Consider the following 23791-nt stretch of genomic DNA (forward strand, 5'->3'; position numbering starts at 1 on the left):
GAGGGAGAGAGAGCTTAATATATAAAAGCGGAAGTTCGACTAAGACCGTCACGTCCTGTGACAACGTCGAACGACCCCACGTCGTGTGGGGCCTAGGAAAGCGAGTGATTTCCAGGACCGCCTTACTCCCAATTAGCGGTAACGGAAACGTTCTCTTACCTTATTTAAACCCTCTAAACGAGCGGCGGTGGGTGAAGCTGAATATGGTGAAGTATAGGGCGATGAACAAGAGAGGCATCGAAATGAAAATCGGAACGAGGCGCATGAGCCCTAATAAATTAAAACCAAAAGCGAGTAAGGTCACAACGATCCAAAATAAAGGAAATACATTCATGGGTGCACCTCCAGACTTGTATTATTCTAGTCTATGTAAAGAATGTCCCATACTTTCCAACCAATAGGTGATAGATGTGACGTTTTTGTGAAGGTGATGAAAAAATATTGATATCGACAGGGATTCTTGTTATATTTATCTGTGAAAAGGATCACATACCAAACAATAACCCCTTTGTTTGATCGTGAGACTTTCTCCCATCCCCCTTTGTCTTAAAGATAAAGACATAGATTAAAGCCAGGCTGACCCCGCCTGGCTTTTTATTTTTACTTAAATGGAAATAAATGATTGGAATGGATATTTATATAGTTAAATATTTTAATAAAATATAAAGGTACAAAAAAGGCCCCATCTTTTCGATTGAAAGATGGGGCCTTCGTGTTTAGGTCACATAGCGCCAAAACGTTCCGTATTTTACAGGGTGCTTTTCGACTTTTTGTTTCAGTTGGAGTTTCTTCATCTCGCATTCGGTTTTCGATTCGCTCCAGTCGAAAACCACGGAAATTTCCTGGGTACCGACGAAGCGGTAATATTCTAAGAACTCCTCAAGTGATGGTTTTATGGCTGCTTGAGGTTCTTTCTGCATCATTTCTTGAAGGACGTTTACATAGACGTTATACGGGTAAAGCCCAGTAATCTTAATGCCTTCTTCTTCCTCTTGCTGGTTGAAAAGGACAATGGCCGGAATTTCTTCGACCTCCATCTCACGTGTGAGCTTAAGGTCACATTGGAGTGCGCGTTTAGCAGAGTCAGAATGAAGGTCTTCTTTGAATTCCTCAACATCAAGGTTACTCTCTTTTGCACAGCGGAGTAAAACTTCTTCGTTAGAAATGTTTTGTTTATTTAGGAATAAGTTTTCTTGTATTTTGCGTAAGAAACGCATGCCTGCTTTCTTTCCTTGAAGTTCAGCAGCTTTAATGGATAAAGCGGCCATCCAAGGGGAGGAGACAGGGTTTTCGAACCATAAATCACCGTCGCAGCTCATCCCAGTTCTAGACGCGACCTTTTCCCATACTTTTGCCAGGTCTTCAGGTTTTTGAAAGGCTTCTGCATTCAGGGAGGTTAGTTTTCCACTGATAATAGGTCGAATGGTAAAGTATCTCCCGTATTCAAGCGTAAGTTTTTTCAGAAATGGCTCTAAAGACCAGCATTGAGGGCATAAAGGATCTATAAATACATAGATCTCAACAGGCTTCTTTAAAAGGTCGACAAAACCATACTGGGATTGTGATGTTTGGTTCATGTTGTTGTGTTCCCCAGTTGCCTTAAAACTCACGTCGATTCTCCTTTCCCGTGTTCTGGAGTATTCATCATATGATGAGCTGTATGCGTTAATCGTTCAAAGATTGCACTTCTGTAAGGTTCTTCGATCTCAGCTTCTTCTAGCGCACCATTCATACAATACAACCACGCATCTTTTCGTGTTGGTGTAATTTCAAAAGGCAGGTGGCGGGCTCTTAGCATAGGGTGCCCGTGTTCTTCTGTATAGTATGCAGGTCCACCGAGAAACTGGGTTAGAAATTGTTTTTGTTTACGAATCGTTTCTGTTAAATCATTTGGAAATATGGGCTGTAAGTTCGGATGCTCGGCAACCCTGCTGTAAAAGGATTCTACAAGTTGGTTAATAGCAGCAGGACCACCTATGGCCTCATAAAGCGTACCTGGGTAATCATTCATAAGAATGCCTCATTTACTTGTATTTTAGTGGACGTTCCCCACTTTTATAGAGAAGGCGATTTGCCCTTTAGGAAGGGAGGAATCGCCTCTTTGTTTGATTTTATTGTAGCAACGGGTTGTTTAAACAATCAACAAATCTGTTTATAGTAGAGATTGGAAAAAACGTTGAATTTTGTTAGGAGTGTCTCGTGATGGGATGTTGTGCTGTTGTAAAAGCTGCTCAAATATTTCTTTACCGTGATTCGCTTCCTTTGCTTCAAGCTCTAATTCATAATCGGTGACGTTGTTGTAATGGCTGCGGTCGAGCACAACAAGTGTATCCTTGTACTCTTTTTCCATGCGTTCTGTTGTAAGAGCACCCTTAAAGCTTAAGTTTGAAAATGGAATGCCGAGTGCTGCTAGCTGATTCTCGATATTTGGAGCGGTAACAGGTGCTTCATTCATCCACTGATACGCTTCTTCTTCAGTCAGGGTATCATGCGTTTCGAGGAGGCCGTCAACATGTGGTTCTTTTAAAGTGGCCGTCCATGTATCACCTTTTTTGCGAATGCGAAGGGCTGCAAGCTTATCTCTCAGATCAAATTGATCCGTTTCAAAGTAGTAATTGGTTTGAGTGAAGCGATCTTCAGTTGAAAAGGCTAAAGCACTTACGAGAGCTTCATATTCCTCTTCTTTAAGCAAATTTTTAAATTCGATTTCGATTTCTTGTGACATACAAATTCCTCCAATATTGCGGCTTATTTGCCATTTCTATTATTGATGAATGGGATAAAGATTGCAAATATTAATCATGAAATCATTTATGATACAATAGAGCACAGGCCAATATCGTGTCCTATTTACATAAACGATGATTGGATAAAAGGTGGTGCAAGAATTGAATTGGGAAACGTTTTTAGCCCCGTACAGACAAGCAGTTGACGAGCTAAAGGTAAAATTAAAGGGAATGAGGGCACAGTATGAGTATGGTGCGATGCATTCTCCGATTGAGTTCGTCACAGGTAGGGTAAAACCTATTACTAGCATCCTTGATAAAACGCGAAAAAAGGATATTCCATATGCGAATCTCGAAGACGAAATTCAGGATATAGCCGGTATTCGTGTCGTTTGCCAGTTTGTAGATGATATTTACACGGTTGTGAATATGATTAGAAAACGAAATGACTTCGATATTTTAGAGGAAAAAGACTATATTACGAAGAAAAAAGAGAGTGGTTACAGATCGTATCATATTATTATTGAGTACCCTGTTGAAACCATCGAAGGGGAAAAGAAGCTCCTTGCAGAGATTCAGATCCGTACATTGGCTATGAATTTTTGGGCTACAAATGAGCATTCGTTAAACTATAAATATAGTGGTCAAATTCCAGCAGAAGTAAAGAGTCGTCTAAAAAACGCTTCTGAAGCCGCATTTCGATTAGATGAAGAAATGTCAAAAATAAAAAGCGAGATCCAGGAAGCGCAGGCGATCTTCCGCCAGAAGCACGATCAAAATGATAACGATGATGATTCCTAATTTTAAAGGGGGAGAACTCAAGTGAAATTTGCGATTTTGTCAAAAGGGGACAGTGCCTCTGACGAATTTCTGTCCAAAATGAAAAATTACTTAACAGAATTTAACCTTGAATTGGATCATGATGAGCCAGATCTTGTCATTTCGATTGGAGGAGACGGTACATTGCTCGAGGCTTTCCATACATATATCCATCGCCTTGAGGAAACAGCATTTATTGGGGTACACACCGGTCACCTTGGATTCTATGCGGACTGGATGCCGAAGGAACTAGAGAAGTTGATCATCGAAATTGCCAGAACTCCGTTCCAGGTTGTTGAGTATCCGCTACTTGAGATCATCATCCGACCAAAAGGCGATCAGCCAGAAGATAAGTACCTCGCATTAAACGAATGTTCTGTGAAAACAGCAGAAGGTTCAGTAGTGCTTGATGTGGAGATTAAGGGAGAGCATTTTGAGACCTTCCGAGGAGACGGCCTTTGCATCTCGACTCCATCTGGAAGTACAGCGTATAATAAAGCGCTTGGGGGAGCGATTATTCATCCTTCGCTTGAAGCGATCCAGATTGCTGAAATGGCCTCCATTAATAACCGCGTCTTCCGTACGATTGGCTCTCCGCTAATCTTACCGAAGCATCATACGGCAATGCTGAAGCCTCAAAATGATAAGAGCTTTATGATTACCCTTGACCATATTACACGGAAGTATTCGGATGTGAAATCCATTCAGTGCCGTGTAGCTAAAGAGAAAGTCCGGTTTGCTCGCTTCCGTCCCTTCCCGTTCTGGAAACGCGTCCATGACTCCTTTATAGCAGACGAACGATAAGGGGGCTCGGCAATGAAGTATATAGTTGACCAGCAGCACGACGGAATGCTCGTACGCGATTATTTATATCACGTACGAGCATTTTCTCGTCGTATGATTAAAGTCATTAAATATGACGAAGGCATTCTTTTAAATAACTCCGCTGTTACAGTCCGGGCGAGAGTGAGGGCAGGGGATGAGCTGTTCATTCAATTCCCTCCTGAAGAGCGAGGCCCACACCTGGCTCCTGTTCATAAACCGATCTCGATCTTGTATGAAGATGAAGATGTTGTAGTCCTAAATAAACCAGCTGCTCTTGCCACAATCCCATCTGTTCATCATTTGAATGATACGTTAGCAAACAGACTGATGGCGTATTACGATGACCATCAGATTCCATTTACATTCCATGTTGTAACACGTCTCGACCGTGATACCTCGGGCATTGTGCTTGTAGCGAAGAATAGGTTTGTGCATTCTCTCTTAGCTAAAGTACAAGAAGAAGGAGCGGTAAGAAGGACTTATCATGCAATTGTCGAAGGCCACCTAGACGAGGGCAAGGGGACAATTGATGCTTCCATTGACAGAGCGCCAGGCTCCATTATTGAAAGGTGTGTAACGGATACCGGGAAACGGGCCATTACCCATTATGAAGTAGTAAAAAAGCAGCGTGACACAACATTGGTAAAAGTCCGCTTAGAGACAGGACGAACCCACCAAATCCGTGTCCATTTTGATTACATTGGTCATTCGTTGCGTGGTGATCCGTTATATAATGGCGTGAACGTGGGAATAGAGCGACATGCATTGCATTGTAGCTCTATTCAGTTTCCATTACCCTCGACCGGTGAAGAGGTGTGTATAGAGGCCCCTTTACCACCAGATATGGAATCCTTAATAAAGGTTTGAGCCTTAGTGCTCAAACCTTTATTAATCATCAAAGGAACGGAATTTCTCAGGGACTTCAGGCTGTTTAGAGGGAACGCTTCTAATCTCTTCTTCAGGTAAACGGAAACACGTCAAAGCTCCCCCAAACACACAACCGGTATCGATATTCACCGTCTTATGTTTGAACCGAGGTTCTCTGACAGGTGTATGCCCATATACAATCCACTGTCCCCCTTCATAATCAGCGGCCCAGTCTCGTCTAACGGGCATCCCATTTTCATCAAACTCTCCAGTAACGTCACCATATAAAACAAAAGTACGCACCTTTTTATTCTGAAACGATTTCCCAATCATATCCTCACGAATCCCCGCATGAGCAATCACCACATTCGCCTCAGGATCTTCAAGATACAATGGCGACTCCTCATAAAGCGTAATAAACTGATCTTTAACGATTCTTTGTTCATCCTTCGAAAGAGCTTCATACTCAGCCACAGTCGTTTCCAACCCATGCTTATGCTTCACAGGATTCCCCTTAAAAAAGCGGTACAACTTATTGCAGTGATTTCCCGGGACATATTTCGCCATTTTCTCCACTACCACCATCCGATACACAAGCCGAATTACATCAAGAGAAGCAGGCCCTCTGTCCGTAAGATCCCCGACAAAAACAGGAATCCGACCCTCAGGGTGACGAGGAACCTTGCCCGTGGTGGAATAACCTAGTTTAGTAAATAATTCAATCAGTTCATCATAACAACCATGCACATCACCTATGCAATCTAGTTTTTTCATGTATGGTCCTCCTTGATTTTGCTTTTTTGTAATTGTTTTTATGAATTTGTGTTTTTGCTTTACCTAACTCATAAGAGGTGGGGCGTTCGTAAGAATATGGCAAGGGGTGTCTGGGGAACGGGGAGACTCCTGCAGGAGAAAGAGGTCGACGAGACCCCGGAGCGAACGAAGTGAGGGAGGAGGCTCGACAGCTCGCCTGCGGAAAGCGAGTCGTTCCCCAGACACCCCTTAGCACTCATTAATGCAACGCCCTTCCACTATTACCAAAAAAGGTGGAACGCTAATTTAGCGTTTCCACCTTTTTTACGAATCAAACATATACGTTTTCGTCCGGGACCGAACATTAAGCACAAGACCAATCGCCAGCATGTAGGTAATCAAGGAACTACCACCGTAACTGATAAACGGAAGCGGCAACCCTGTAATCGGCAGAAGCTGAATCGACATGCCGATGTTTTGGAAGATCTGGAACGTAAACATTCCAATCAGCCCAACAGTCAGGTAACTACCGAACGGTTCATTGCTCTCAAGCGCTGTTGTAATCATACGGTAAATTAATAGGAAGAAAAGCGTAACGACAACACTAGATCCTATAAAACCAAATTGTTCAGCAATAGCGGTAAAGATCATATCCGTATGGCGTTCTGGGATATAGACTTGCATCTCAGAAATCCCTTTCCCCATTAACTGACCTGATCCGATCGCCATCATCGCACGGACGAGCTGGTAGCCGTAATCTTCATATTCTTCAGGCTGTAGCCAGCCGTAGAAGCGTCCAGTTACGTGACCGAAGTCGGATTCCACGAGTAACTTTTCCATCGCAACGGGGAAAAATTGAAAGAGGCCAACAAGGACAAGAGCGACCATACTAATAATCCCAACAATGCTTAAAAGGATGCGCCAGCGGATTCCTGAGACCAGAATAAGGGCGGCTGTGATCGCCGATAACACAAGGAACGTCCCTAAGTCAGGCTGCTTGGCAATTAAGGCCATTGGAGGCAGAGCGACGCCGACGATTTTGACAAGAAGCCATAGATCGTATTTCACGCTCCGGTCTGTTGGGCGCTTCTCGTTGTGCCGGACAATCAGGTGACTTTGCAAAATGATGAGAAACACTTTCATAAATTCACCAGGTTGGATCGTTTTGCCGGCGATCATAAACCAGCTCCTGGCCCCGTTGTTCTCATAAACAAGGCCTGGGGGAATATTTAATTCCACCATTAATAACATAAGCACCCCAAAGCCGTATAAAACCCAGGCAAATTGTCGGAAACGGTCATAATCAAATAGCATAACCACACAGATTACAATGGTTCCAAGTGCATACCATTGAAGCTGTTGGGTAAAGAAATTGACGTAGTCATACTTAGCAGGAAGCGTCGGCTGGATGGTGTAGAGCGTAAAGCAACTAACAGCAGCGATCGCGATTAAAATCATGATGAGTGAAAAGTCTATCTTAAGACCTTGATTGTTGTTCATGGAGGATCCCTTTCTTCTATTCCATAGATTCCGAATTAATATATGTACCCATTAGAAAGTTTACACTATTCTGCGCTTTTTTTTAAGAACTTCTTCCATTGGATGGGTTTCCTTCTTAATGAGGATGCTAAGGGAAGATTGACAAATGAAGGTGTGGACCTTACGATAAAACGGTCAAATGACTAGGTATTGTGGAAAAGTCTGTACAACATAAACCATTGAACCACTTCTGGTTAAACGGCGAAAAGGAGGGTTATCCATGGAATATCTTGAAGACCATGAACGACGTGAACTATGGGACAACATTCAAGATGCATTATTTAACGACCAAATTGACCAATTCCGAGCTGAATTTTTAGAAATTCACCCTTACGACCAGGCAAAAATCTTTGAAGAGCAAACGCAAGATGTACGGATGCAGATCTATACGTATCTATCTCCTGAAGAGATTGCTGAAGTCATGGAGCATATTGATGTGGATGATATTGAAGAATACTTCACAGAGATGGACCCACGCTTCGCCGCTCAAATCTTAGCTGAGATCTCTACGGATGATGCAGCAGATATCTTAAATGAGCTGGATAAAAACCAAGTAGCGAGCTTCCTGACGATCATGGATAAGGAATCAGCTGCGGATATTAAAGAACTCCTGTATTATGAAGAGAAAACGGCTGGTAGTATCATGACGACTGAATTCGTTGTGGTAAGAGCCAATCAAACGGTACGCGAAGCGATGCTTCATCTGAAAAAAGAAGCTCCCGACGCTGAGACCATTTATTATGTATTCGTTATAGATGAAGACAAGCATTTAGTTGGAGTTATATCCTTAAGAGACCTTATTATAGCAGAAGAAGATTGGTATATTTCTGAAGTTATGAGTGACCGAGTCGTGTCGGTGCAAGTCGGAGAGGACCAGGAAGATGTGGCTCAACTTATGCGCGACTATGACTTCTTGGCCCTTCCGGTTGTAGATTTTCAAGATCATATGCTAGGCATTATTACAGTCGATGACGTCATGGACGTTATGGAAGAAGAAGCAAGCGATGACTACTCGAAGCTTGCCGGTGTATCTGACTTGGATCGACCAGATGAGAATGCATTCGCGGCCGCTAAGAAAAGGTTACCATGGCTTGTCATCTTATTATTCTTAGGGATGATGACCGCAAGCCTGATCGGCCGATTTGAAGAGACCTTAAATCAAGTAGCCATATTAGCGGTCTTCATTCCGCTTATTGCCGGTATGGCAGGTAATACAGGAACACAGGCATTGGCTGTTGCTGTTCGAGGACTTGCAACGGGCGAACATGAGAAAGAAGGAATCATTAAGCTCGTCTTCAGGGAAGCTGGAACAGGTTTGATCACCGGTCTTACGTGCGGTGTCCTTGTTACGTTTATCGTGTATTTCTGGCAAGGTGATTTCTATCTCGGGTTACTCGTTGGCATTTCGATTATGTCGACTCTCATTGTCGCAACGCTTGCGGGTGCATTAGTTCCATTACTCATGCACAAGTTAAACGTCGACCCTGCTGTAGCTTCGGGTCCATTTATTACGACGATTAACGATATTATATCAATCTTAATCTATTTCGGTATGGCAACAACGTTTCTACGTTTACATTTATTGATTTCTTAGTAGCAAAGGAGGGCGAGTGAATGGAGCACGGTTCTGCATCTCTTACTTCGCTTGTGATCGTTGTCATCGCAGCATTCCTGACGCCCATCATCCTTCATCGTTTTCGTTTAAAGGCCATCCCTGTTGTGGTGGCGGAAATCATCGTTGGACTGATTATAGGTCAGAGTGGCTTTGACTTAGTTAATGAAGGTATGTGGCTTGAGACCTTGTCCACATTAGGATTTATCTTCCTTATGTTCCTTAGTGGACTAGAGATTGATTTCTCCGCCTTCGCAGGAAAGAAGAAAAAAGAAACCCTCCCTGGGGGTGGAGAAGCGCCGAATACACTCGTTGTAGCTTCAAGCATGTTCTTATTCATTCTTGTGCTCTCACTCGGCCTCTCCTATTTATTTGTGTTAGCAGGATTTATCGATAATGTCTTTCTAATGACATTAATCATTTCAACGATTTCATTAGGCGTTGTCGTTCCAACATTAAAAGATGCGCAAATGCTCCGCAGTAATATTGGCCAGATCGTGTTACTCGTTACGGTTATAGCAGACTTATCAACGATGATTCTGCTCGCTGTCTTTGTATCGATCTATGGCGGGGAAGATAGTTCGAGCATGTGGCTTCTGCTCATTTTATTTGGAGCAGGGGTTGCGATTTACTTTATTGGGAAGTACTTTCAGAATCGCTCCTTTGTTGAGACGATGTCGAAAGGGACGATCCAAATTGATACTCGTGCTGTGTTTACGATCATTCTCATCCTCGTTGGAATTTCAGAAACGGTAGGGGCTGAGAATATTCTTGGCGCCTTCTTAGCCGGGGTAGTTGTTGCTTTATTATCTCCGAATCAGGAAATGGTGAAGCGGCTTGATAGCTTTGGATATGGCTTCTTGATCCCGATCTTCTTTGTAATGGTCGGTGTCGGCATCAATATTCCGAAGCTGTTCCAGGATCCGAAAATTCTGCTCCTTATGCCGCTCTTATTCATTGCCCTTGTGATTGCGAAAATGATTCCAGCGCTGATCTTACGGAAATGGTACTCATGGAAGGAGGTCTTTGCCACAGGCTCGATCCTGACGGCGAAGCTTTCTCTTGTGATTGCTGCTGCTACGATCGGTGAAAAGATGGGGCTTATAAGCACAAGAATGGAAGGTGCGCTCATCCTTGTTTCGGTTGTTTCCTGTCTTGTAGCGCCGGTGATCTTTAAGAAGCTTTACTCTCACGGCGAAGAAACAGAGCATGTTCAACAGGTGGCCTTTATTGGGTCAAACCGTATGACGCTTCCGGTTGTCCGTGAACTTGATCCGAAACTTTACGAAACGCATCTCTATCACACGAAAGTGGACAAGATTGACGATAAAGTCAGTCGCTCCTGCTTTGAGATTAACGAAGTGGAAGAATATGATGCAAAACTGCTAGAAGAGCTCGGTGTGTTCAACGTGGATCTTCTCGTTGCCTCCATTGGCGATGAGCAGTTAAATGCAGAGATTGCTCTTTATGCAAAAGAACAAGGAGTTGAACGTGTCATTGCACGTGCTGAATCTCCTGAGTTAGATCAGAAACTTCGCGAAAATGGTGTAGAAGTCTTCTCGGTCTTCTTATCATCGAAGGCCCTCTTAAAAGCACTTATTATCGCACCAAACGTTGTCGATATCTTAACGAACCAGGAAAGCTATCTGTATCAGATTGAAATGAACAATGAGGACTACGATGGCATGTACATTCGAAACTTCCCGTTTACTGGGGATGTGATCATGGTACGCATATTCCGTGATAACGAATCCATCATTCCACACGGGGATACCGAATTGAAAATCGGTGACCAACTCGTTGTAACAGGTTCTTCTGAATATGTTGAAGAATTACGATTCGATTTAGAATTCTGCGAATAACTGAACCAAAAAAGCTTCGATCCAACAAGGATCGAAGCTTTTTCTATAGCGCTTTAAAGCAGAGGAGGGTGTCTGACACCCTTTATTCCTTTAGCGAACGAGTGGGTGTCAGACACGCTTTAGTTCGATGAAGTAATTGAGGACTTTTTTTCATTTTTTTATTTGAGGTTTATGTAAGCGGTTAACTGGCTATGGGCGTTCGGGTTTGGTTGATCTTTCGCCTGAGTGATTATTGATGCTCTATTAGGAATTTTCGGAATACGGTTGTGTTTAGGGGTGAGGCTCTTTATAATGTCTTTAATGGAAGTACATATGTACGCTTTGTGTAGACATTAAGGAGGGGAAAACGATGCAAGATCAGAAATTAAACGTAGGATTATGTGGACTAGGAACTGTAGGGACTGGGGTTGTGGAGATTCTTACAAATCACCAGGAGGATATTGTGCACCAGGTGGGGTGTTCAATTGATGTGAAGCGCATCCTCGTAAGCAATCTCGATAAACCTCGCGGAGCATCGGTGGATCCTTCTTTATTAACGGATCAGGTAGATGAGCTTGTAAATGACCCGGAAATCGACATTATTGTCGAAGTGATGGGGGGAATTGAGGACACGTATCACGTCCTTGAACGAGCGGTTCAAAATGGCAAACATGTTGTTACTGCCAATAAAGATATGATGGCTGTGCACGGTGGAAAGTTAATGGAACTTGCCAGAGAGAAGCACTGTGATATTCGCTATGAAGCGAGTGTGGCAGGTGGCATTCCTATTATCGGTTCTCTTACAAATGGTCTTGCCTCTGATCGAATTAACAAAATGATGGGGATCGTGAACGGAACGACAAACTATATTTTAACGAAGATGGTTGATGAGAAACGAACATTTGATGACGTCTTAAAAGAAGCTCAAGATCTTGGGTTCGCAGAAGCTGACCCGACCTCAGACGTTGAGGGATTAGATGCGGCTCGTAAGATTAGCCTTCTCTCAACTTTGGCATTTAAAATGCAAACAGAGCTTGAAGATGTAGAAGTTAGCGGCATCCGTGGCATTTCTTCTGAAGACCTTGCTTACGCCGAACAGCTTGGTTATACCATGAAGTTATTAGGCATTGCGAGCCGTGAGCATGGGAAGGTTGAAATGAGCGTGCAGCCAACGCTTGTACCAAACGCTCACCCACTTGCAAGTATTAAAGATGAATACAATGCTGTTTACGTTTACGGGGAAGCTGTTGGAGAGACAATGTTTTACGGCCCTGGAGCCGGTAAACTTCCAACAGCCACAGCAGTTGTATCAGATTTAATGGATGTGGTGAAAAATGTTCGCTTAGGTGTAACGGGTGAATCATCTGTTTATCCACAATATGATAAACAATTAAAAGCTAAGGATGAAATCTTCTCAAAATTCTTCGTACGTTTAGAAGGAGAAGACGAGGCGGGTACATTCCTTGCCATTACACAGCAGTTTGCTAATGCAGGTGTGTCCCTTGATAAGATTTTACAGATGCCTGTTGAAGGTCATGATGCAGCAGATATTATTTTAATCACACATAACGCGAGTCGCTTCCAAATGGATACGATTCTTGGTGCGTTGGAGGAAATTGAATCGGTTCGTTCGATCCACAGCGTGTATCGAGTAGAAGGAGAGGGGAAATAACCATGTCTTGGAAAGGTCTTCTATCACACTATCAATCTCTTTTACCCGTAACAGAGGATACGCCTAAGCTTACGTTGCTCGAGGGAAATACACCACTACTCCCTCTTCAGAAGCTATCAAAAGAATATGGCATTGATGCCTATGTGAAGATCGAAGGCGCAAATCCAACGGGCTCTTTTAAAGACCGTGGCATGGTCATGGCGATGGCAAAAGCTGTTGAAGAAGGGGCGGAAGCCGTCATTTGCGCCTCTACAGGGAACACATCCGCTGCTGCAGCTGCCTATGCGGCAAGAGCAGGTCTTCGCTGTATTATTGTAATTCCAGACGGGAAGATTGCACAGGGGAAACTGGCTCAAGCTGTTATGTACGGAGCTGAAGTCTATGCCATTGAAGGAAACTTCGATGAAGCGCTGAAAATTGTGAAGCATCTGGCAGAAACCGATAACTATACGCTCGTGAACTCCATTAATCCGTATCGGATGGAAGGGCAGAAGACAGCTGCTTTTGAAGTGTGCGACGTATTAGGAAAAGCTCCAGACCATCTGCTGATTCCTGTCGGGAATGCGGGGAACATCACGGCTTACTGGAAAGGGTTCAAAGAGTATCACAACGCTTATAAGACAGGTCTGCCGAATATGAGAGGCTTTGAAGCAAGCGGCTCTGCTGCGATTGTTCGAGGAGAAATCATTGAACAACCAGAAACGTTGGCAACAGCGATACGAATTGGTAATCCCGCGAGCTGGAATCAAGCGCTTGATGCATCCGGAACTTCAGGCGGTGCCATTGGAGAAGTGACGGATGAAGAGATTGTAGAAGCCTACCAGTGGCTCGCAGAGAATGAAGGCGTGTTTGCAGAACCCGCTTCTTGTGCTTCAATAGCTGGGCTATTTAAGTCCTTAAAACAAGGAGACGTACAAAAAGGTTCGCAAGTTGTATGTGTCCTAACAGGAAACGGCTTAAAGGATCCAACCACAGCGATTGAAAAAAGCGCTATTCAACCAACGGTTCTACCAAATGACCTTGAAACGGTAACAAATGCGATCCAAAATGGGGTCTTATCATGATTCACGTTCGTGTTCCGGCTAGCTGCGCCAACCTCGGGCCAGGATTTGATTCGATTGGTGTAGCGTTGAATCTGTTTCTTGAAATCCAGGCAACACGAGCTCAGTCCTGGAGCTTTAAAGCTTGTTCTGTGTTTGTGAAGGGGATGCCTGAGGATGAAGAGAATGTCATCTATAAAGCTGCTCAGCTTACCGCTCACAAGTACGGCTATCATCACCTTCCACCTCACCATGTGGAGGTAACGAGTGAAATCCCAGTCGCCCGTGGACTTGGGAGCAGTGCTTCAGCGATGGTGGCAGGAATTGAATTAGCGGATCAGATTCTTGACTTAACCCTTACAGATGAAGAAAAAATATCCATCGCCTCAGAAATGGAGGGCCACCCTGACAATGTCGCTCCTTCTGTTGTCGGCAGTGGTGTTATAGCCTATCAGGAGGGGAAGGAAGTGAGTTGGACGACGGTCACTTTTGAGAAGGTTTGTTTCCTAGCCGCCGTTCCTTCATTTGATTTAAAAACAAGTGAAGCCAGAAACGTCCTGCCTCCGAATCTTCCTTACAAAGAAGCAGTCGAAGGAAGCGCAATTGCGAATGTGCTCGTGGCTGCATTAGTAAAAGGGGATTGGGCCCTGGCTGGGAAGATGATGGAGAAAGATCGGTTTCATCAGCCATATCGTGGTGAACTGATGCCGCATTACGAAGAACTTCGTAGCTTTTTAAGCCTTGAGGGTGTATATGGCACCTTTATGAGCGGCGCAGGTCCAACAATTATGAGCCTTATGCCGACGGATCAGGGAAGTCGGATTACTGAAAACGCTAAAAAAAATTATCCTGATTTCGATTGGAAGCGTCTATCAGTTGATTATAGCGGGTCTGTCGTTACGATTCCTACTGCACAATCGAAATCATAATCGTGTGTTCCGCTACAAGCGGAGCACACTTTTTGCGTGAAAAGGTTTTGAATGGGTCAAAGGATGGGGATACTAGAAAGGAATTGTGTTTTTATGTGATTTTGTTTAAAATAGTAGCAGGTACTAATAACAAGTAATAACTATAGACACATTTTCTCCGAGGAGGACGAAAGAATGAATATGTCATTACAAGGTCGTACATATGTTGTGATGGGAGTTGCCAACAAGCGAAGCATTGCCTGGGGTATTGCTCAATCCCTACACAAAGCAGGAGCGCGTTTGATTTTCACATACGCTGCAGAGCGTTTTGAGAAATCAGTACGTGACCTGGCTGCCACGCTAGAGGGTGGAGAAGAATCTCTTTTCTATCAGTGTGACGTAACAGATGATGAAAATATCATGGAAACATTCCAACAAATCCAAAACGATGTAGGCGTGATCCACGGATTAGCTCACTGCATCGCTTTTGCAAACAAAGAAGAGCTAAAAGGCGACTTCTTAAATACAAGTCGTGACGGTTTCTTAACTGCTCACAATATCAGTTCTTATTCCTTAACAGCCGTATCTCGCGCTGTACAACCTCTAATGTCAGAGGGAGGCGGAATTGTAACCCTAACTTACCTTGGCGGTGAGCGCGTTGTACCAAACTACAATGTGATGGGTGTTGCCAAAGCAAGCCTTGACGCAAGTGTGAAATACCTGGCTGAAAGCCTTGGTAAACACGGTATCCGCGTAAACGCGATTTCAGCTGGACCGATCCGCACATTGTCTGCTAAAGGTGTGGGTGACTTTAACTCGATTCTAAAAGATATCGAAGAACGTGCACCACTACGTCGTCCAACGACTCAAGAAGAAGTTGGCGACACAGCGTACTTCCTACTAAGCGACTTCTCCCGCGGTGTAACAGGTGAGATGATCCACGTAGACTCTGGTTTCCACATTATTGGACGATAAGTCTTTATTCATGTAAGAAAAGCTCAAGGCCCTAGCCTTGGGCATTTTTGTTTTGTTTAAAAGGGGAGGGGAATGACGAAAGAGGTGGTTGGTATGTTGAGAGAGCTGGGCGTAGTGAAGAAAGCTGGGGCGGAGTGAAGAAAGCCGGCTGGGAATGACGAAAGAGCCCGACGGAGTGAAGAAAGAGGTGGGCGGAGTGACGAAAGCCGGTGTGGAGTGAAGAAAGAACGGGCGCAGTGAAGAAAGTCAGCTGGGAATGACGAAAGAGCCGGGCGGAGTGACGAAAGAACGGGCGGAGTGAAGAAAGCCGGCTGGGAATGACGAAAGAGCCAGGCGGAGTGAAGAAAGAGGTGGGCGGAGTGACGAAAGCCGATGCGAATTGAAGAAAGAACGGGCGGAGTGACGAAAGCCGATGCGCATTGAAGAAAGAACGGGCGGAGTGACGAAAGCCAGAGCGGAGTGAAGAAAGAACGGGCACAGTGAAGAAAGCCAGAGCGCAGTGAAGAAAGCCGATGCGCAGTGAAGAAAGAACGGGCGCAATGACGAAAGCCAGCGCGCACTGACGAAAAGGTCTACCGGTATGACGAAAGGTCCGCCCGCACTGTCGAAAGCCAGTACGGAATGTTCAAAGCGAAGATGGAATGTTGTTTAATAGGGGTGTCTTATCCCGAATTACAATCCATAAAAAGAGTGCTCCAAAAATGAGTCTGAAAAACTAGGCACATCTCCCACGCTTTTTGCATAGGCTATAGTGTAAACTGATGATCATATAGGGGGAGTGTGTATATATGGCGAAGAAGAAAAAGGATCGTGTAAAGCAGCCGATGTTGTATATTACACAGCCTGAGTTTGACCAGGCTGCGCCGAATATGCAGTCTGTGTACCGCACGGAACGGAAGCCGCTCACGAAGAAAAAGGAAGATAAACCTGAGGTGGAAACAGAGCCAAAGGCAGCTTCTGAAACAGTGGAGGCTTCAAGTACACAGGAAAATGTGACGGAAGATAAGGTGAAACGTGGCCAACAGAGGCGTCGGCGTTATTCGTTAGGACTTAATGAGCCAGACCGTTCGAGACCAGCTGGATATGACCCTTTCTTAGGTCGCCGTGACCCTTTTGAAGTAGCGGGGGATCACCAGGTGTCGGATGAAACAGAAGAGGAAATTGATCTTCAGGAACCTAAGAAAGATGAAGAGCCACCAGCTCAGCTAGAAGAGCCTGGAGAAGAAGAGCAACCAAGATCGTTACAGGAAACCGAAGAGCGTGAGCCTGAATTGTCGACTGCTGAGAATGAAGAGATTGAGGAGCGGGCAGAAAAACGTCGTGTTTCTTTTACAAACCGAAATCGGCGTAGTCGATTTAAAGACATGAGCTTAGAGGATAAAGTAGACTATTTTGTGAACTTGCCTTCTCAGGTTCCGAGAATGAAATGTGAAGTTATTACAGAAGAGGAGCGATACAAAGGATGGATTGAGGAATATGAAGATGGAATTGTCTACATGAAGATTCTTCAACGCCCATTTAAGGTAGAAGTGTCGTTTGATCAGATTCAGGATATTGTGTTGAGAGGGTTTTAGAGCTGCTGTTCCTGCAGCTCTTTTTTTTATAGGGGATATAGATTTCCGCATTTCACCTTATGTATACAAAAAGCCAGGCTCCTTTATGGGAACCTGACTTTTCTGGTAGACATGTAGCTACAGCCCTGTCAACTTGCAGGATTCTGTATGTTGCTGATTAGAGGCTTATGCTTTTATTTACTAAGCTCTTGCGTTGATTGCTGGTAGGCAAGTGATATGGCAGAAGCAGTTAAGGTCTACTGTGATGCAGATGCCAGTTGCGCGAAGGTTACTTGTGTCCTGATCGCTTGGTGATTTGATGTGGCACTCTTCAGAAGACTGAGGAGTAACAAGTAGTTCAAGAAGTGCACATTCGCAATCTTCGTCTACCTCTTTTACGCGGAAGATGAAGCTTTCGCGAATCTTATCGATTTCGTTACGGCGAGCGCCGAAGCCTTTGAATGGTTTGCAATCTTTGCAGTAAAGGATGACAGGTACCGTATCTTTATTTGTACCACGGTCCCCCATTAATTCGTTAATTGACTCTTCACAGCTGGAATTGCAATCATCTGTTACATCGTTTTGTGCGTCAACGATTTCCTTCAGGATGTCACATACACAACCTTCAGAAGCTGACTCAACTCTGTTTCCACAACCCATGTGTCATTTCCCCTTTCTGGACGTTTTGACTTATTGTCTTTAATAGAATATGTCGGGAGCCTCCATGTGTGTGGGCAGAAGCCCGTATTTTTCTGAAAGGCTTGATGAAAAAATCCAGGGCGCTTTTCTTAGGAAAGAGGGCAAGAGCCCAAACACACCCCATTCTTCTTACATAGGATACTAGCGAGTAAAGATTTATGAAGGAGTGGACCTACTGTGTCAGAGAAACGAAAAAAAGTCATCCATGTAGATGAAGTGATCATTAAAGCAGAAAACGTGGTCATCGAGCCACAACGTCCTCATCGTCGCGATCGCCATGAAGGAGGAAACTTTGACCCGTTCTTCGGCCCTCGCCGTGCGCAAGTGGAAGATGTAACGGAAGAAGAGCATGTAGAAGTTGAGGAGGAAGTAGAAGAGGTTCATGAGGAAGAAGAAGGCGAAGATCGTCGCCCTCCATTCTCCTGGATCTAATGAAGGAAACCTCCATTGTCTTTAGAAAGACAATGGAGGTTTTATTTTGGATTCAATTGGACAAGTCCATCATCATATACTCCATTAAAGGATGTGATACGAGTGGGACTAACCTGGATCGAACTTATAATTCTAGTCTTAGCTAGCTTTCGGATTACGAGACTACTTGTCTATGACACGATTACAGAATGGTTGAGGAGACCCTTTCACAAAGAAATCGAACAGGTGAATGGAGAGGGTGAAACAGAAATTTTCATCGAAGCAAAAGGGAGAGGGTTGCAGAAATTTATTGGAGAATTATTGAGTTGCCATTGGTGTACAGGAGTATGGGTGTCAGCGCTCGTTTATGGAACGTTTCTGTACCTGCCAGTTCTTATTCCGTTATGGATTGTATTTGCGATTAGCGGAGGCGCTGCTATTTTATTTAAATTTTTTGATTAGGCAGAGGTACCTACCCATACGGATAGGCCTCTTCTTTCATACGATAAGACGAGGGCATAGTTTATGTGGAAAGGGTGGTGGAGAAGTTGAAAATTAAAAAAACAGCTTCACAGAATGCCTCAATTAGACCAAAACCAGCATCGCCAAAGAAAAAGAAAGGCTGCGGTTGCGGAAAGAAGAAGTCTAAATAAATGCCTCGAATTCGAATCTTTGAACCAACTTGGATGAAACCGTTCCACGATCTTCATAAACATATGGATTTAAAGGAGTCGTGGTTTCAATTTCCTGAGAAGAAGAAAGCGAAATTTGATCAGGAGTTTCAGTCTTTCCATAAGTCTCATGATGAATGGCATAAGTCATTCCAGGAAGGCATCGGCCAGATCGAAAAAGCCATGAAGGACTTAGAGAAAAAGATGGAAGGTTAGGTTCCTGCATAGGAGCCTTTTTTTATGTGGAAGGTCCGTTACCGGAAGAGTGTTAGGGCAGGCTTGGGGACTACTCGCTTTCCTGCGGGGAGCTGGGAAGCCTCCTCGTTCGCTATCGCTCTCTGTGGGGTCTCCCCTAGGCTCCTTACCCCGCGGGAGTCTCGCAGTCCCCAAGCCTGCCCTGGCATTAAGTGGTGAACGGACCGTGCACAACCGCTTCCGAGAACCTAACAATCATAAATCTCGCGTTTCCGTTTCTCCTAATATGGCTCACCTTATTCTCAAGCACAGCAAACGGAAACTCAGCCCAATTCTGCATACTCCTAGAAGAACAACAGGCATATTCATCCAGGAAAGCGGGTAATGTAAGGTAAGGATCTAAAAAGGAGTGATTGTATATGGGATACATTTTGCCAATACCGCACTACCAATATAGCGATTATCGTGAGAGAGTTGAACGCACGAAGCGTGATCCATTTCCAATTGAGCGACCATTTAAGCTAGATTTAGAACAACAGTTGGATAATCCTGAACCAAGAGAAGAAGATCGAAAAGATTATCAATATTATAGTGAACAAGTAAAAGAACAGCAGAAGACGGATTTGTATGCACCTCAATCTGTTCATGCTGGGAGAGCGCAGCATAAAATTTACTCTGAGGTGACAGGAATTGGGCGGCATTTTAACGAAAGTATTTAGAAAATGCCGAAGGAGTCGAGAGCATGAAGCTGATTCAAATCAATTCAAACTGCTATTACTTTAGCGGACCAGTCAATATTGGATATATTCATCAAGAGGAGTCGGGCATGATCGTTGATGCAGGGATCGACTCCCAGACGATGAAGAAAGTGTTAAAGAAGCTAGACGGGGAAGGGTTGCCGGTCACCCACCTCTTTATTACCCACGCTCATTCAGACCATTATGGTGGTGGGTCGTATTTGCAGCAGGACCGGACAGTGTATACGTTTGCCCCTTACTACGAAGAGGCGATTTTACGGAATCCTTCTATTGAACCTTTGTACTTATTTGGAGGGAACGATCCGTTGCCAGAGCTCCGCAATAAATTTTTAGAGGGCAATTCCATTTTTGTGGATGAAGTGTTGCAAGAAGGGGCGTATGAACGGGATGGATTTAATTTCACCACGTATTTGTTGCCTGGACACAGCTACTATCAGCTTGGCCTAAAAATTCAGGATTGCTTATACGCTGGAGATGCTTACTTTAGTGAGGAGCAGCTGCATAAGCATAAAATCCCTTTCTTAACGGATGCGCATCTTGCTATTCAATCGTTGTACAAGCTTAAAGGGATTCAAGTGAAAGGAGCGTTGCCAGGGCATGGAGAATATGAAGAGGACTTTCATGACACGGTGGATGCCAACATCGCTTATTATCATGAACTGATCCATATGCTCCGCGCTTACATTGAAGAGGAGGAACTTGTCTCCCATGAAGATGTGGTGGCGCATATGTGTACGATGTATCAGATCAAGGTCGATCAACTATCCCAATGGTTGTTATTTCGGACAGCTGTTACAGCGTACATAATCGCATTGTTGAAACAAGAACAAGTTGGATATAAGATTCATGACTACCGTTGGGTGTTTTATATAAAAGAAGGAGAAGCTTAGTATGGCACGACATACAAGGCTTCTCCTTCTTTATATTCAGCATACATTAGCTCTTTAGGGGAGTGAATGTTCTGCTGCTTGAGCTGGTGATTGAGCCACTCTTCTGTAAGGTCTGCTTCCTTAAGATTATCCCACAAAATCTCCCCATCACTTACAAGGGTGCGTGGTAAATAGACCCGTTCAGGTTTTAAGTTCAAGTCACGTCGGTTCGGTGATTGATCGAGTGACTTCTTTAGGACGGATACGGTGCCGTCTGTTTCAAGGATGGCATATTCTACCTCTTGAATCGAGAAAACATCTTTCGCTCGTAGCAAATGCTGCAGTTGATTGATATCAAGCTTACCTTTTTTTAAGAGTTCTTTTTGAATTTTTCCTTCATATATAATGATAGTAGGTCGCCCTTCGAGTAAAGCGCGTGACCCTTTGTACTTCTCTGTGATCCATTCTGTTACATAGATTAAAATCCCCCAGCAAAGAACAGCAAACAGAACTTGAAAAACGCCGACCTCTTGATCGTAAAGAGCATTTCCGACAAGTTCTCCAAGGACAAGCGCGGCTATAAAGTCAAACGCTGTAATCTGGGTGATTTGGGATTTTCCTAGTACCTTAGTTAGGACGAATAAGCATAAAAATCCAACGATGGTCTCGACTAATATGGAACTGTAAACCAATCTCCCCTCATCCTTTCTTGATTCCTTTCATAAGCATTGCCAAAAGGAGAGTGGGGTATACAAGAAAGTCTGTTAAGGGTACCATAAGGTCGAAAGATGTAGAAAATGGGGTGTTCCTATTGTTATCGAAAATTCTTTTCATCATTAGTTTGGGGGCGCTCGGTCTTTATGCGTGGACGGGCAATAGAGTGATGGATGAAGATATGTTGCTAACGATTGCGATTGGCGGGTTTGTTGTCTCTTTCTTCATTGGATTGCTTGTGAAAGTGGGGAAGTTCCTGCTTACCATAACGGCACTCTTAGTCATTGGCGTCGTAGCTTATCAAATGGTGGGGCCTATGTTATGAGGATCAAGGCATAATAAAAGCTCGGGAGCTAGTGCTTCCGAGCTTTTTGTGTACATGTTATAGTTCTTTAATCATTGTGACGTGGGGAATCCCGGCATCCATAAATTCTTCCGAAACGACTTTGTATCCAAGAGATTCATAGAATCCGAGGGCTTGGATTTGGGCGTTCAGCTTACTCTTTTTGTAGCCTTTTTCTTTCGCGTACTCTTCCATGTGAAGGATCATTTGTTTGCCGTACCCTTCGCCGCGAAAGGTTTTCAATATACAGATGCGCTCGAGTTTGGCGTACTCCTCGACAAAGCGTAAGCGGCTAGCAGAAACAGGAGCCCCCTCCGCATAGCCTGCAAAGTGAGTGGCAACCTCATCAAATTCGTCCATCTCTTCTTCTATGGATACGTTCTGTTCTTCGACGAAAACCTTTTTTCGCACGGAATAAGCGTCTTCTAATTGCTGTTTAGTTGTAACGTGTTCAATATTCATGTAGCGATTACCCTTTCCCAAGGCGGAACGTTTCATAAACGGTCCATGATCCATTCTCAAGCTGGTATAAGAGTTGGAAGCGATCAATGGTCTCTTCAAATTCATGACTAATCATCCGTAAGCTCCCATATACATCTGAGTGCTCATCATCTGAAAGCTTCTGAGCGATCGTAATATGGGGGACAAAAGAGAATGTTTGACCATTTGGAATGTCACTACGATGAAGCTTTTGATGTAGTTCCATTAATCCCTCTGCCGGCTCTACTTTCATGTAAATCGTGTTCGTTACTGGGGAGAAAGTACTTAGCTTGTTGATCATAAGGGTGAATGGCTGGGTGTCTTTCGCTACAGTAGAAAGTTCTTGTACGACTTCTTCAATTCTGTCTTCGTCTGCTTCAAAGGCTTCCTTTAATGTTACATGTGGTGGAATTAAAGCGTAATGTGGGTCGTATCGTTTTCTGTAAGAGTTCGCAATGTCTTGAATCTGCTTTGATGGAAATAAAGCAATACCGTACTTCATGATTGAACCTCCTATTTTATAATTTCTTAAAGAAGATGAATGGTGTCATCTTGATTAGAATACTCGTGTAAACCATTATATCAAATTTTCTGAAATTCAGCTTTAATGAGTTAAGGATTTTCGCTTCCAAACATGGCAGGAAGTGCTCGTTTTAAATCTTTTTGCCAATATTTCCACGTATGTTCCCCGTCTAACTCGTGGTAGGTGTACTGCTGGCATTTTTCTTCTAAGATCTCCTGAAGCTTGCGGTTCGGGGTTAAGAAATCCTGAATCTTGCCGTCTGTAGTGGAAACCTCAGTCTCCTCATTTCCGATGGTGTGATAAATAACCATGGATGAGAGGGCGCTGCTGGTTTTTGCTTCCTCTAGTACTGTTTCATCTACATAAGGAGACTGCATAATCACTTTACCGAATGTATTCGGATATTTAAGTGCCGTCATAAGTGCCATCGTGCCGCCAAGGGAGTCCCCCATAAGTGCGCGACTTCCACCCATATGATATGTAGGAAGTTCTTCATCTAGCAAGGGAACGACTTCATTCGCTAGAAACTTCATATAAGCTGTGAATTTCTTACCTTCTGGGTGATACTTTTCGCGACGATCATACTTATCGTTGTAATGAATCCCAACGAAAATAGTATTCTCAATCGTTTGATCACTATGGAAGCGATCGCTGAGGGTGGCGATTCGCCCAAGCTGCATGTAATCATCTCCATCTTGCATGATGCAAATGTGGTATTTATATAATGGAGAGAACGTTTCTGGTTTAAAGATCTTTAACGTTAATGTCTCGTCTAGATAGTGGCTATCTATGGTGTGGTCGGTCATGGTTCCTTTTCTGCCCAATTTTACACCTCCTATATTCATGGAAAGAGGAAACTATCCTCTTCGGTACCCTTATAGAATGAAGGATAAACGCGCTATAAAGTTAGTGTATCACAATTGTAAGAAAAAAGTGGATAAGAGGAGGGGCGTGAGTCTTAAGGACTATTTTGTTCAGGTGAGATGACACGACTTCGA

At 43.9% G+C, this 23791-nt stretch carries 27 protein-coding genes; 16 read left to right on the top strand and 11 right to left on the bottom strand.

Annotated elements, in window-relative coordinates:
- Positions 1-160: 160 nt before the first annotated feature.
- From QNI29_RS05075 to QNI29_RS05090, 4 genes are all read right to left on the bottom strand, one after another.
- Positions 161-334: a hypothetical protein gene (locus QNI29_RS05075; protein WP_231418397.1), complete on the bottom strand. Its 174-nt coding sequence runs from the start codon at positions 332-334 to the stop codon at positions 161-163.
- Between the two features lie 382 nt (positions 335-716).
- Positions 717-1610, bottom strand: a complete 894-nt coding sequence (locus QNI29_RS05080; protein WP_284526855.1) for a ClpXP adapter SpxH family protein — start codon at positions 1608-1610, stop codon at positions 717-719.
- Positions 1607-2011 (bottom strand): globin domain-containing protein, encoded by a 405-nt coding sequence (locus QNI29_RS05085; protein ID WP_231418396.1) that lies wholly within the window; start codon positions 2009-2011, stop codon positions 1607-1609. Before QNI29_RS05085 ends, QNI29_RS05080 begins: the two co-directional genes overlap by 4 nt.
- Positions 2012-2152: 141 nt before the next feature.
- Positions 2153-2725, bottom strand: coding sequence for a CYTH domain-containing protein (locus QNI29_RS05090; RefSeq protein ID WP_231418395.1), 573 nt, complete (start codon positions 2723-2725; stop codon positions 2153-2155).
- Positions 2726-2888: 163 nt separating this feature from the next.
- On the opposite strand from QNI29_RS05090, the gene QNI29_RS05095 reads away from it, so the two are divergent.
- Genes QNI29_RS05095 through QNI29_RS05105 form a run of 3 tightly spaced genes read left to right on the top strand, consistent with a single transcriptional unit; the run spans position 2889 to position 5237 of the window.
- Positions 2889-3527 carry a GTP diphosphokinase gene (locus tag QNI29_RS05095; protein ID WP_255688586.1) on the top strand — a complete coding sequence of 213 codons (639 nt, stop codon included), beginning with the start codon at positions 2889-2891 and terminating at the stop codon, positions 3525-3527.
- Between the two features lie 21 nt (positions 3528-3548).
- A complete protein-coding gene (locus QNI29_RS05100) occupies positions 3549-4349 on the top strand; it encodes an NAD kinase (RefSeq protein ID WP_231418393.1) in 801 nt (266 codons plus the stop codon).
- A gap of 12 nt (positions 4350-4361) precedes the next feature.
- Positions 4362-5237, top strand: a complete 876-nt coding sequence (locus tag QNI29_RS05105; protein WP_231418392.1) for an RluA family pseudouridine synthase — start codon at positions 4362-4364, stop codon at positions 5235-5237.
- A 21-nt stretch (positions 5238-5258) separates the two neighbouring features.
- Here QNI29_RS05105 and prpE read toward each other — a convergent pair whose 3' ends face one another.
- Positions 5259-6011: a bis(5'-nucleosyl)-tetraphosphatase PrpE gene (gene prpE / locus QNI29_RS05110; RefSeq protein ID WP_231418391.1), complete on the bottom strand. Its 753-nt coding sequence runs from the start codon at positions 6009-6011 to the stop codon at positions 5259-5261.
- Between the two features lie 303 nt (positions 6012-6314).
- Entirely contained in the window at positions 6315-7490 is a 1176-nt protein-coding gene (locus tag QNI29_RS05115) for an FtsW/RodA/SpoVE family cell cycle protein (RefSeq protein ID WP_231418390.1), read from the bottom strand.
- Positions 7491-7749: 259 nt separating this feature from the next.
- On the opposite strand from QNI29_RS05115, the gene mgtE reads away from it, so the two are divergent.
- The 7 genes from mgtE (at position 7750) to QNI29_RS05150 (ending at position 17151) form a co-directional block, all read left to right on the top strand.
- The gene (gene mgtE / locus QNI29_RS05120; protein ID WP_231418389.1) at positions 7750-9123 is read left to right on the top strand and encodes a magnesium transporter; all 1374 of its coding nucleotides are present in this window, start codon (positions 7750-7752) and stop codon (positions 9121-9123) included.
- A gap of 20 nt (positions 9124-9143) precedes the next feature.
- Positions 9144-11003 carry a monovalent cation:proton antiporter family protein gene (locus QNI29_RS05125; RefSeq protein ID WP_231418388.1) on the top strand — a complete coding sequence of 620 codons (1860 nt, stop codon included), beginning with the start codon at positions 9144-9146 and terminating at the stop codon, positions 11001-11003.
- 349 nt (positions 11004-11352) lie between these two features.
- Positions 11353-12654 carry a homoserine dehydrogenase gene (locus tag QNI29_RS05130; RefSeq protein ID WP_231418387.1) on the top strand — a complete coding sequence of 434 codons (1302 nt, stop codon included), beginning with the start codon at positions 11353-11355 and terminating at the stop codon, positions 12652-12654.
- Between the two features lie 2 nt (positions 12655-12656).
- Entirely contained in the window at positions 12657-13718 is a 1062-nt protein-coding gene (thrC, locus tag QNI29_RS05135; RefSeq protein ID WP_231418386.1) for a threonine synthase, read from the top strand.
- Positions 13715-14623 (top strand): homoserine kinase, encoded by a 909-nt coding sequence (gene thrB / locus QNI29_RS05140; protein ID WP_231418385.1) that lies wholly within the window; start codon positions 13715-13717, stop codon positions 14621-14623. The genes thrC and thrB overlap by 4 nt, the downstream gene beginning before the upstream one ends.
- A gap of 174 nt (positions 14624-14797) precedes the next feature.
- Positions 14798-15577, top strand: coding sequence for an enoyl-ACP reductase FabI (fabI, locus tag QNI29_RS05145; RefSeq protein WP_231418384.1), 780 nt, complete (start codon positions 14798-14800; stop codon positions 15575-15577).
- Positions 15578-16365: 788 nt separating this feature from the next.
- Positions 16366-17151: a CotO family spore coat protein gene (locus tag QNI29_RS05150; protein ID WP_231418383.1), complete on the top strand. Its 786-nt coding sequence runs from the start codon at positions 16366-16368 to the stop codon at positions 17149-17151.
- Between the two features lie 180 nt (positions 17152-17331).
- Here the strand turns inward: QNI29_RS05150 and QNI29_RS05155 are convergent, their stop codons facing one another.
- A complete protein-coding gene (locus QNI29_RS05155; protein ID WP_231418382.1) occupies positions 17332-17790 on the bottom strand; it encodes a CotY/CotZ family spore coat protein in 459 nt (152 codons plus the stop codon).
- 216 nt (positions 17791-18006) lie between these two features.
- Between QNI29_RS05155 and QNI29_RS05160 the strand changes: the two genes are divergently transcribed.
- The 5 genes from QNI29_RS05160 to QNI29_RS05180 all read left to right on the top strand — a co-directional run bounded on the left by QNI29_RS05160 (position 18007) and on the right by QNI29_RS05180 (position 20754).
- Positions 18007-18261 (top strand): hypothetical protein, encoded by a 255-nt coding sequence (locus tag QNI29_RS05160; RefSeq protein ID WP_231418381.1) that lies wholly within the window; start codon positions 18007-18009, stop codon positions 18259-18261.
- Between the two features lie 102 nt (positions 18262-18363).
- Complete coding sequence (locus QNI29_RS05165; protein ID WP_231418380.1) at positions 18364-18702, top strand: DUF1360 domain-containing protein; 339 nt, start codon at positions 18364-18366, stop codon at positions 18700-18702.
- 191 nt (positions 18703-18893) lie between these two features.
- Positions 18894-19127, top strand: a complete 234-nt coding sequence (locus QNI29_RS05170) for a hypothetical protein (protein WP_231418379.1) — start codon at positions 18894-18896, stop codon at positions 19125-19127.
- 398 nt (positions 19128-19525) lie between these two features.
- A complete protein-coding gene (locus QNI29_RS05175) occupies positions 19526-19825 on the top strand; it encodes a hypothetical protein (protein ID WP_231418378.1) in 300 nt (99 codons plus the stop codon).
- Positions 19826-19848: 23 nt separating this feature from the next.
- On the top strand, positions 19849-20754 hold the full coding sequence (locus tag QNI29_RS05180) for an MBL fold metallo-hydrolase (protein ID WP_231418377.1): 906 nt from the start codon (positions 19849-19851) through the stop codon (positions 20752-20754).
- Here QNI29_RS05180 and QNI29_RS05185 read toward each other — a convergent pair.
- Positions 20751-21425 (bottom strand): YetF domain-containing protein, encoded by a 675-nt coding sequence (locus QNI29_RS05185; RefSeq protein ID WP_231418376.1) that lies wholly within the window; start codon positions 21423-21425, stop codon positions 20751-20753. The two genes, QNI29_RS05180 and QNI29_RS05185, sit on opposite strands and share 4 nt — an antisense overlap.
- Positions 21426-21475: 50 nt before the next feature.
- Between QNI29_RS05185 and QNI29_RS05190 the strand changes: the two genes are divergently transcribed.
- Positions 21476-21772: a hypothetical protein gene (locus QNI29_RS05190; RefSeq protein WP_231418375.1), complete on the top strand. Its 297-nt coding sequence runs from the start codon at positions 21476-21478 to the stop codon at positions 21770-21772.
- Between the two features lie 57 nt (positions 21773-21829).
- On the opposite strand, the gene QNI29_RS05195 is transcribed toward QNI29_RS05190, so the two are convergent.
- The 3 genes from QNI29_RS05195 to QNI29_RS05205 form a co-directional block, all read right to left on the bottom strand.
- A complete protein-coding gene (locus tag QNI29_RS05195) occupies positions 21830-22252 on the bottom strand; it encodes a GNAT family N-acetyltransferase (RefSeq protein WP_231418374.1) in 423 nt (140 codons plus the stop codon).
- A 7-nt stretch (positions 22253-22259) separates the two neighbouring features.
- Complete coding sequence (locus QNI29_RS05200) at positions 22260-22772, bottom strand: YjcG family protein (protein ID WP_231418373.1); 513 nt, start codon at positions 22770-22772, stop codon at positions 22260-22262.
- A 110-nt stretch (positions 22773-22882) separates the two neighbouring features.
- Positions 22883-23617 carry an alpha/beta hydrolase gene (locus QNI29_RS05205; protein WP_231418371.1) on the bottom strand — a complete coding sequence of 245 codons (735 nt, stop codon included), beginning with the start codon at positions 23615-23617 and terminating at the stop codon, positions 22883-22885.
- Between the last annotated feature and the right edge of the window lie 174 nt (positions 23618-23791).

It is taken from the genome of Pontibacillus chungwhensis (assembly GCF_030166655.1).
In the GTDB taxonomy this organism is placed as follows: domain Bacteria; phylum Bacillota; class Bacilli; order Bacillales; family BH030062; genus Pontibacillus.

Bases quoted from the DNA above. Each gene is read 5' to 3' on its own strand.
- QNI29_RS05075 (WP_231418397.1), bottom strand. From the start codon at position 334: ATGAATGTATTTCCTTTATTTTGGATCGTTGTGACCTTACTCGCTTTT.
- QNI29_RS05085 (WP_231418396.1), bottom strand. From the start codon at position 2,011: ATGAATGATTACCCAGGTACGCTTTATGAGGCCATAGGTGGTCCTGCT.
- QNI29_RS05090 (WP_231418395.1), bottom strand. From the start codon at position 2,725: ATGTCACAAGAAATCGAAATCGAATTTAAAAATTTGCTTAAAGAAGAG.
- QNI29_RS05105 (WP_231418392.1), top strand. From the start codon at position 4,362: ATGAAGTATATAGTTGACCAGCAGCACGACGGAATGCTCGTACGCGAT.
- prpE (WP_231418391.1), bottom strand. From the start codon at position 6,011: ATGAAAAAACTAGATTGCATAGGTGATGTGCATGGTTGTTATGATGAA.
- QNI29_RS05115 (WP_231418390.1), bottom strand. From the start codon at position 7,490: ATGAACAACAATCAAGGTCTTAAGATAGACTTTTCACTCATCATGATT.
- mgtE (WP_231418389.1), top strand. From the start codon at position 7,750: ATGGAATATCTTGAAGACCATGAACGACGTGAACTATGGGACAACATT.
- QNI29_RS05125 (WP_231418388.1), top strand. From the start codon at position 9,144: ATGGAGCACGGTTCTGCATCTCTTACTTCGCTTGTGATCGTTGTCATC.
- QNI29_RS05130 (WP_231418387.1), top strand. From the start codon at position 11,353: ATGCAAGATCAGAAATTAAACGTAGGATTATGTGGACTAGGAACTGTA.
- thrC (WP_231418386.1), top strand. From the start codon at position 12,657: ATGTCTTGGAAAGGTCTTCTATCACACTATCAATCTCTTTTACCCGTA.
- thrB (WP_231418385.1), top strand. From the start codon at position 13,715: ATGATTCACGTTCGTGTTCCGGCTAGCTGCGCCAACCTCGGGCCAGGA.
- fabI (WP_231418384.1), top strand. From the start codon at position 14,798: ATGAATATGTCATTACAAGGTCGTACATATGTTGTGATGGGAGTTGCC.
- QNI29_RS05150 (WP_231418383.1), top strand. From the start codon at position 16,366: ATGGCGAAGAAGAAAAAGGATCGTGTAAAGCAGCCGATGTTGTATATT.
- QNI29_RS05155 (WP_231418382.1), bottom strand. From the start codon at position 17,790: ATGGGTTGTGGAAACAGAGTTGAGTCAGCTTCTGAAGGTTGTGTATGT.
- QNI29_RS05170 (WP_231418379.1), top strand. From the start codon at position 18,894: ATGCCTCGAATTCGAATCTTTGAACCAACTTGGATGAAACCGTTCCAC.
- QNI29_RS05175 (WP_231418378.1), top strand. From the start codon at position 19,526: ATGGGATACATTTTGCCAATACCGCACTACCAATATAGCGATTATCGT.
- QNI29_RS05180 (WP_231418377.1), top strand. From the start codon at position 19,849: ATGAAGCTGATTCAAATCAATTCAAACTGCTATTACTTTAGCGGACCA.
- QNI29_RS05195 (WP_231418374.1), bottom strand. From the start codon at position 22,252: ATGAATATTGAACACGTTACAACTAAACAGCAATTAGAAGACGCTTAT.
- QNI29_RS05200 (WP_231418373.1), bottom strand. From the start codon at position 22,772: ATGAAGTACGGTATTGCTTTATTTCCATCAAAGCAGATTCAAGACATT.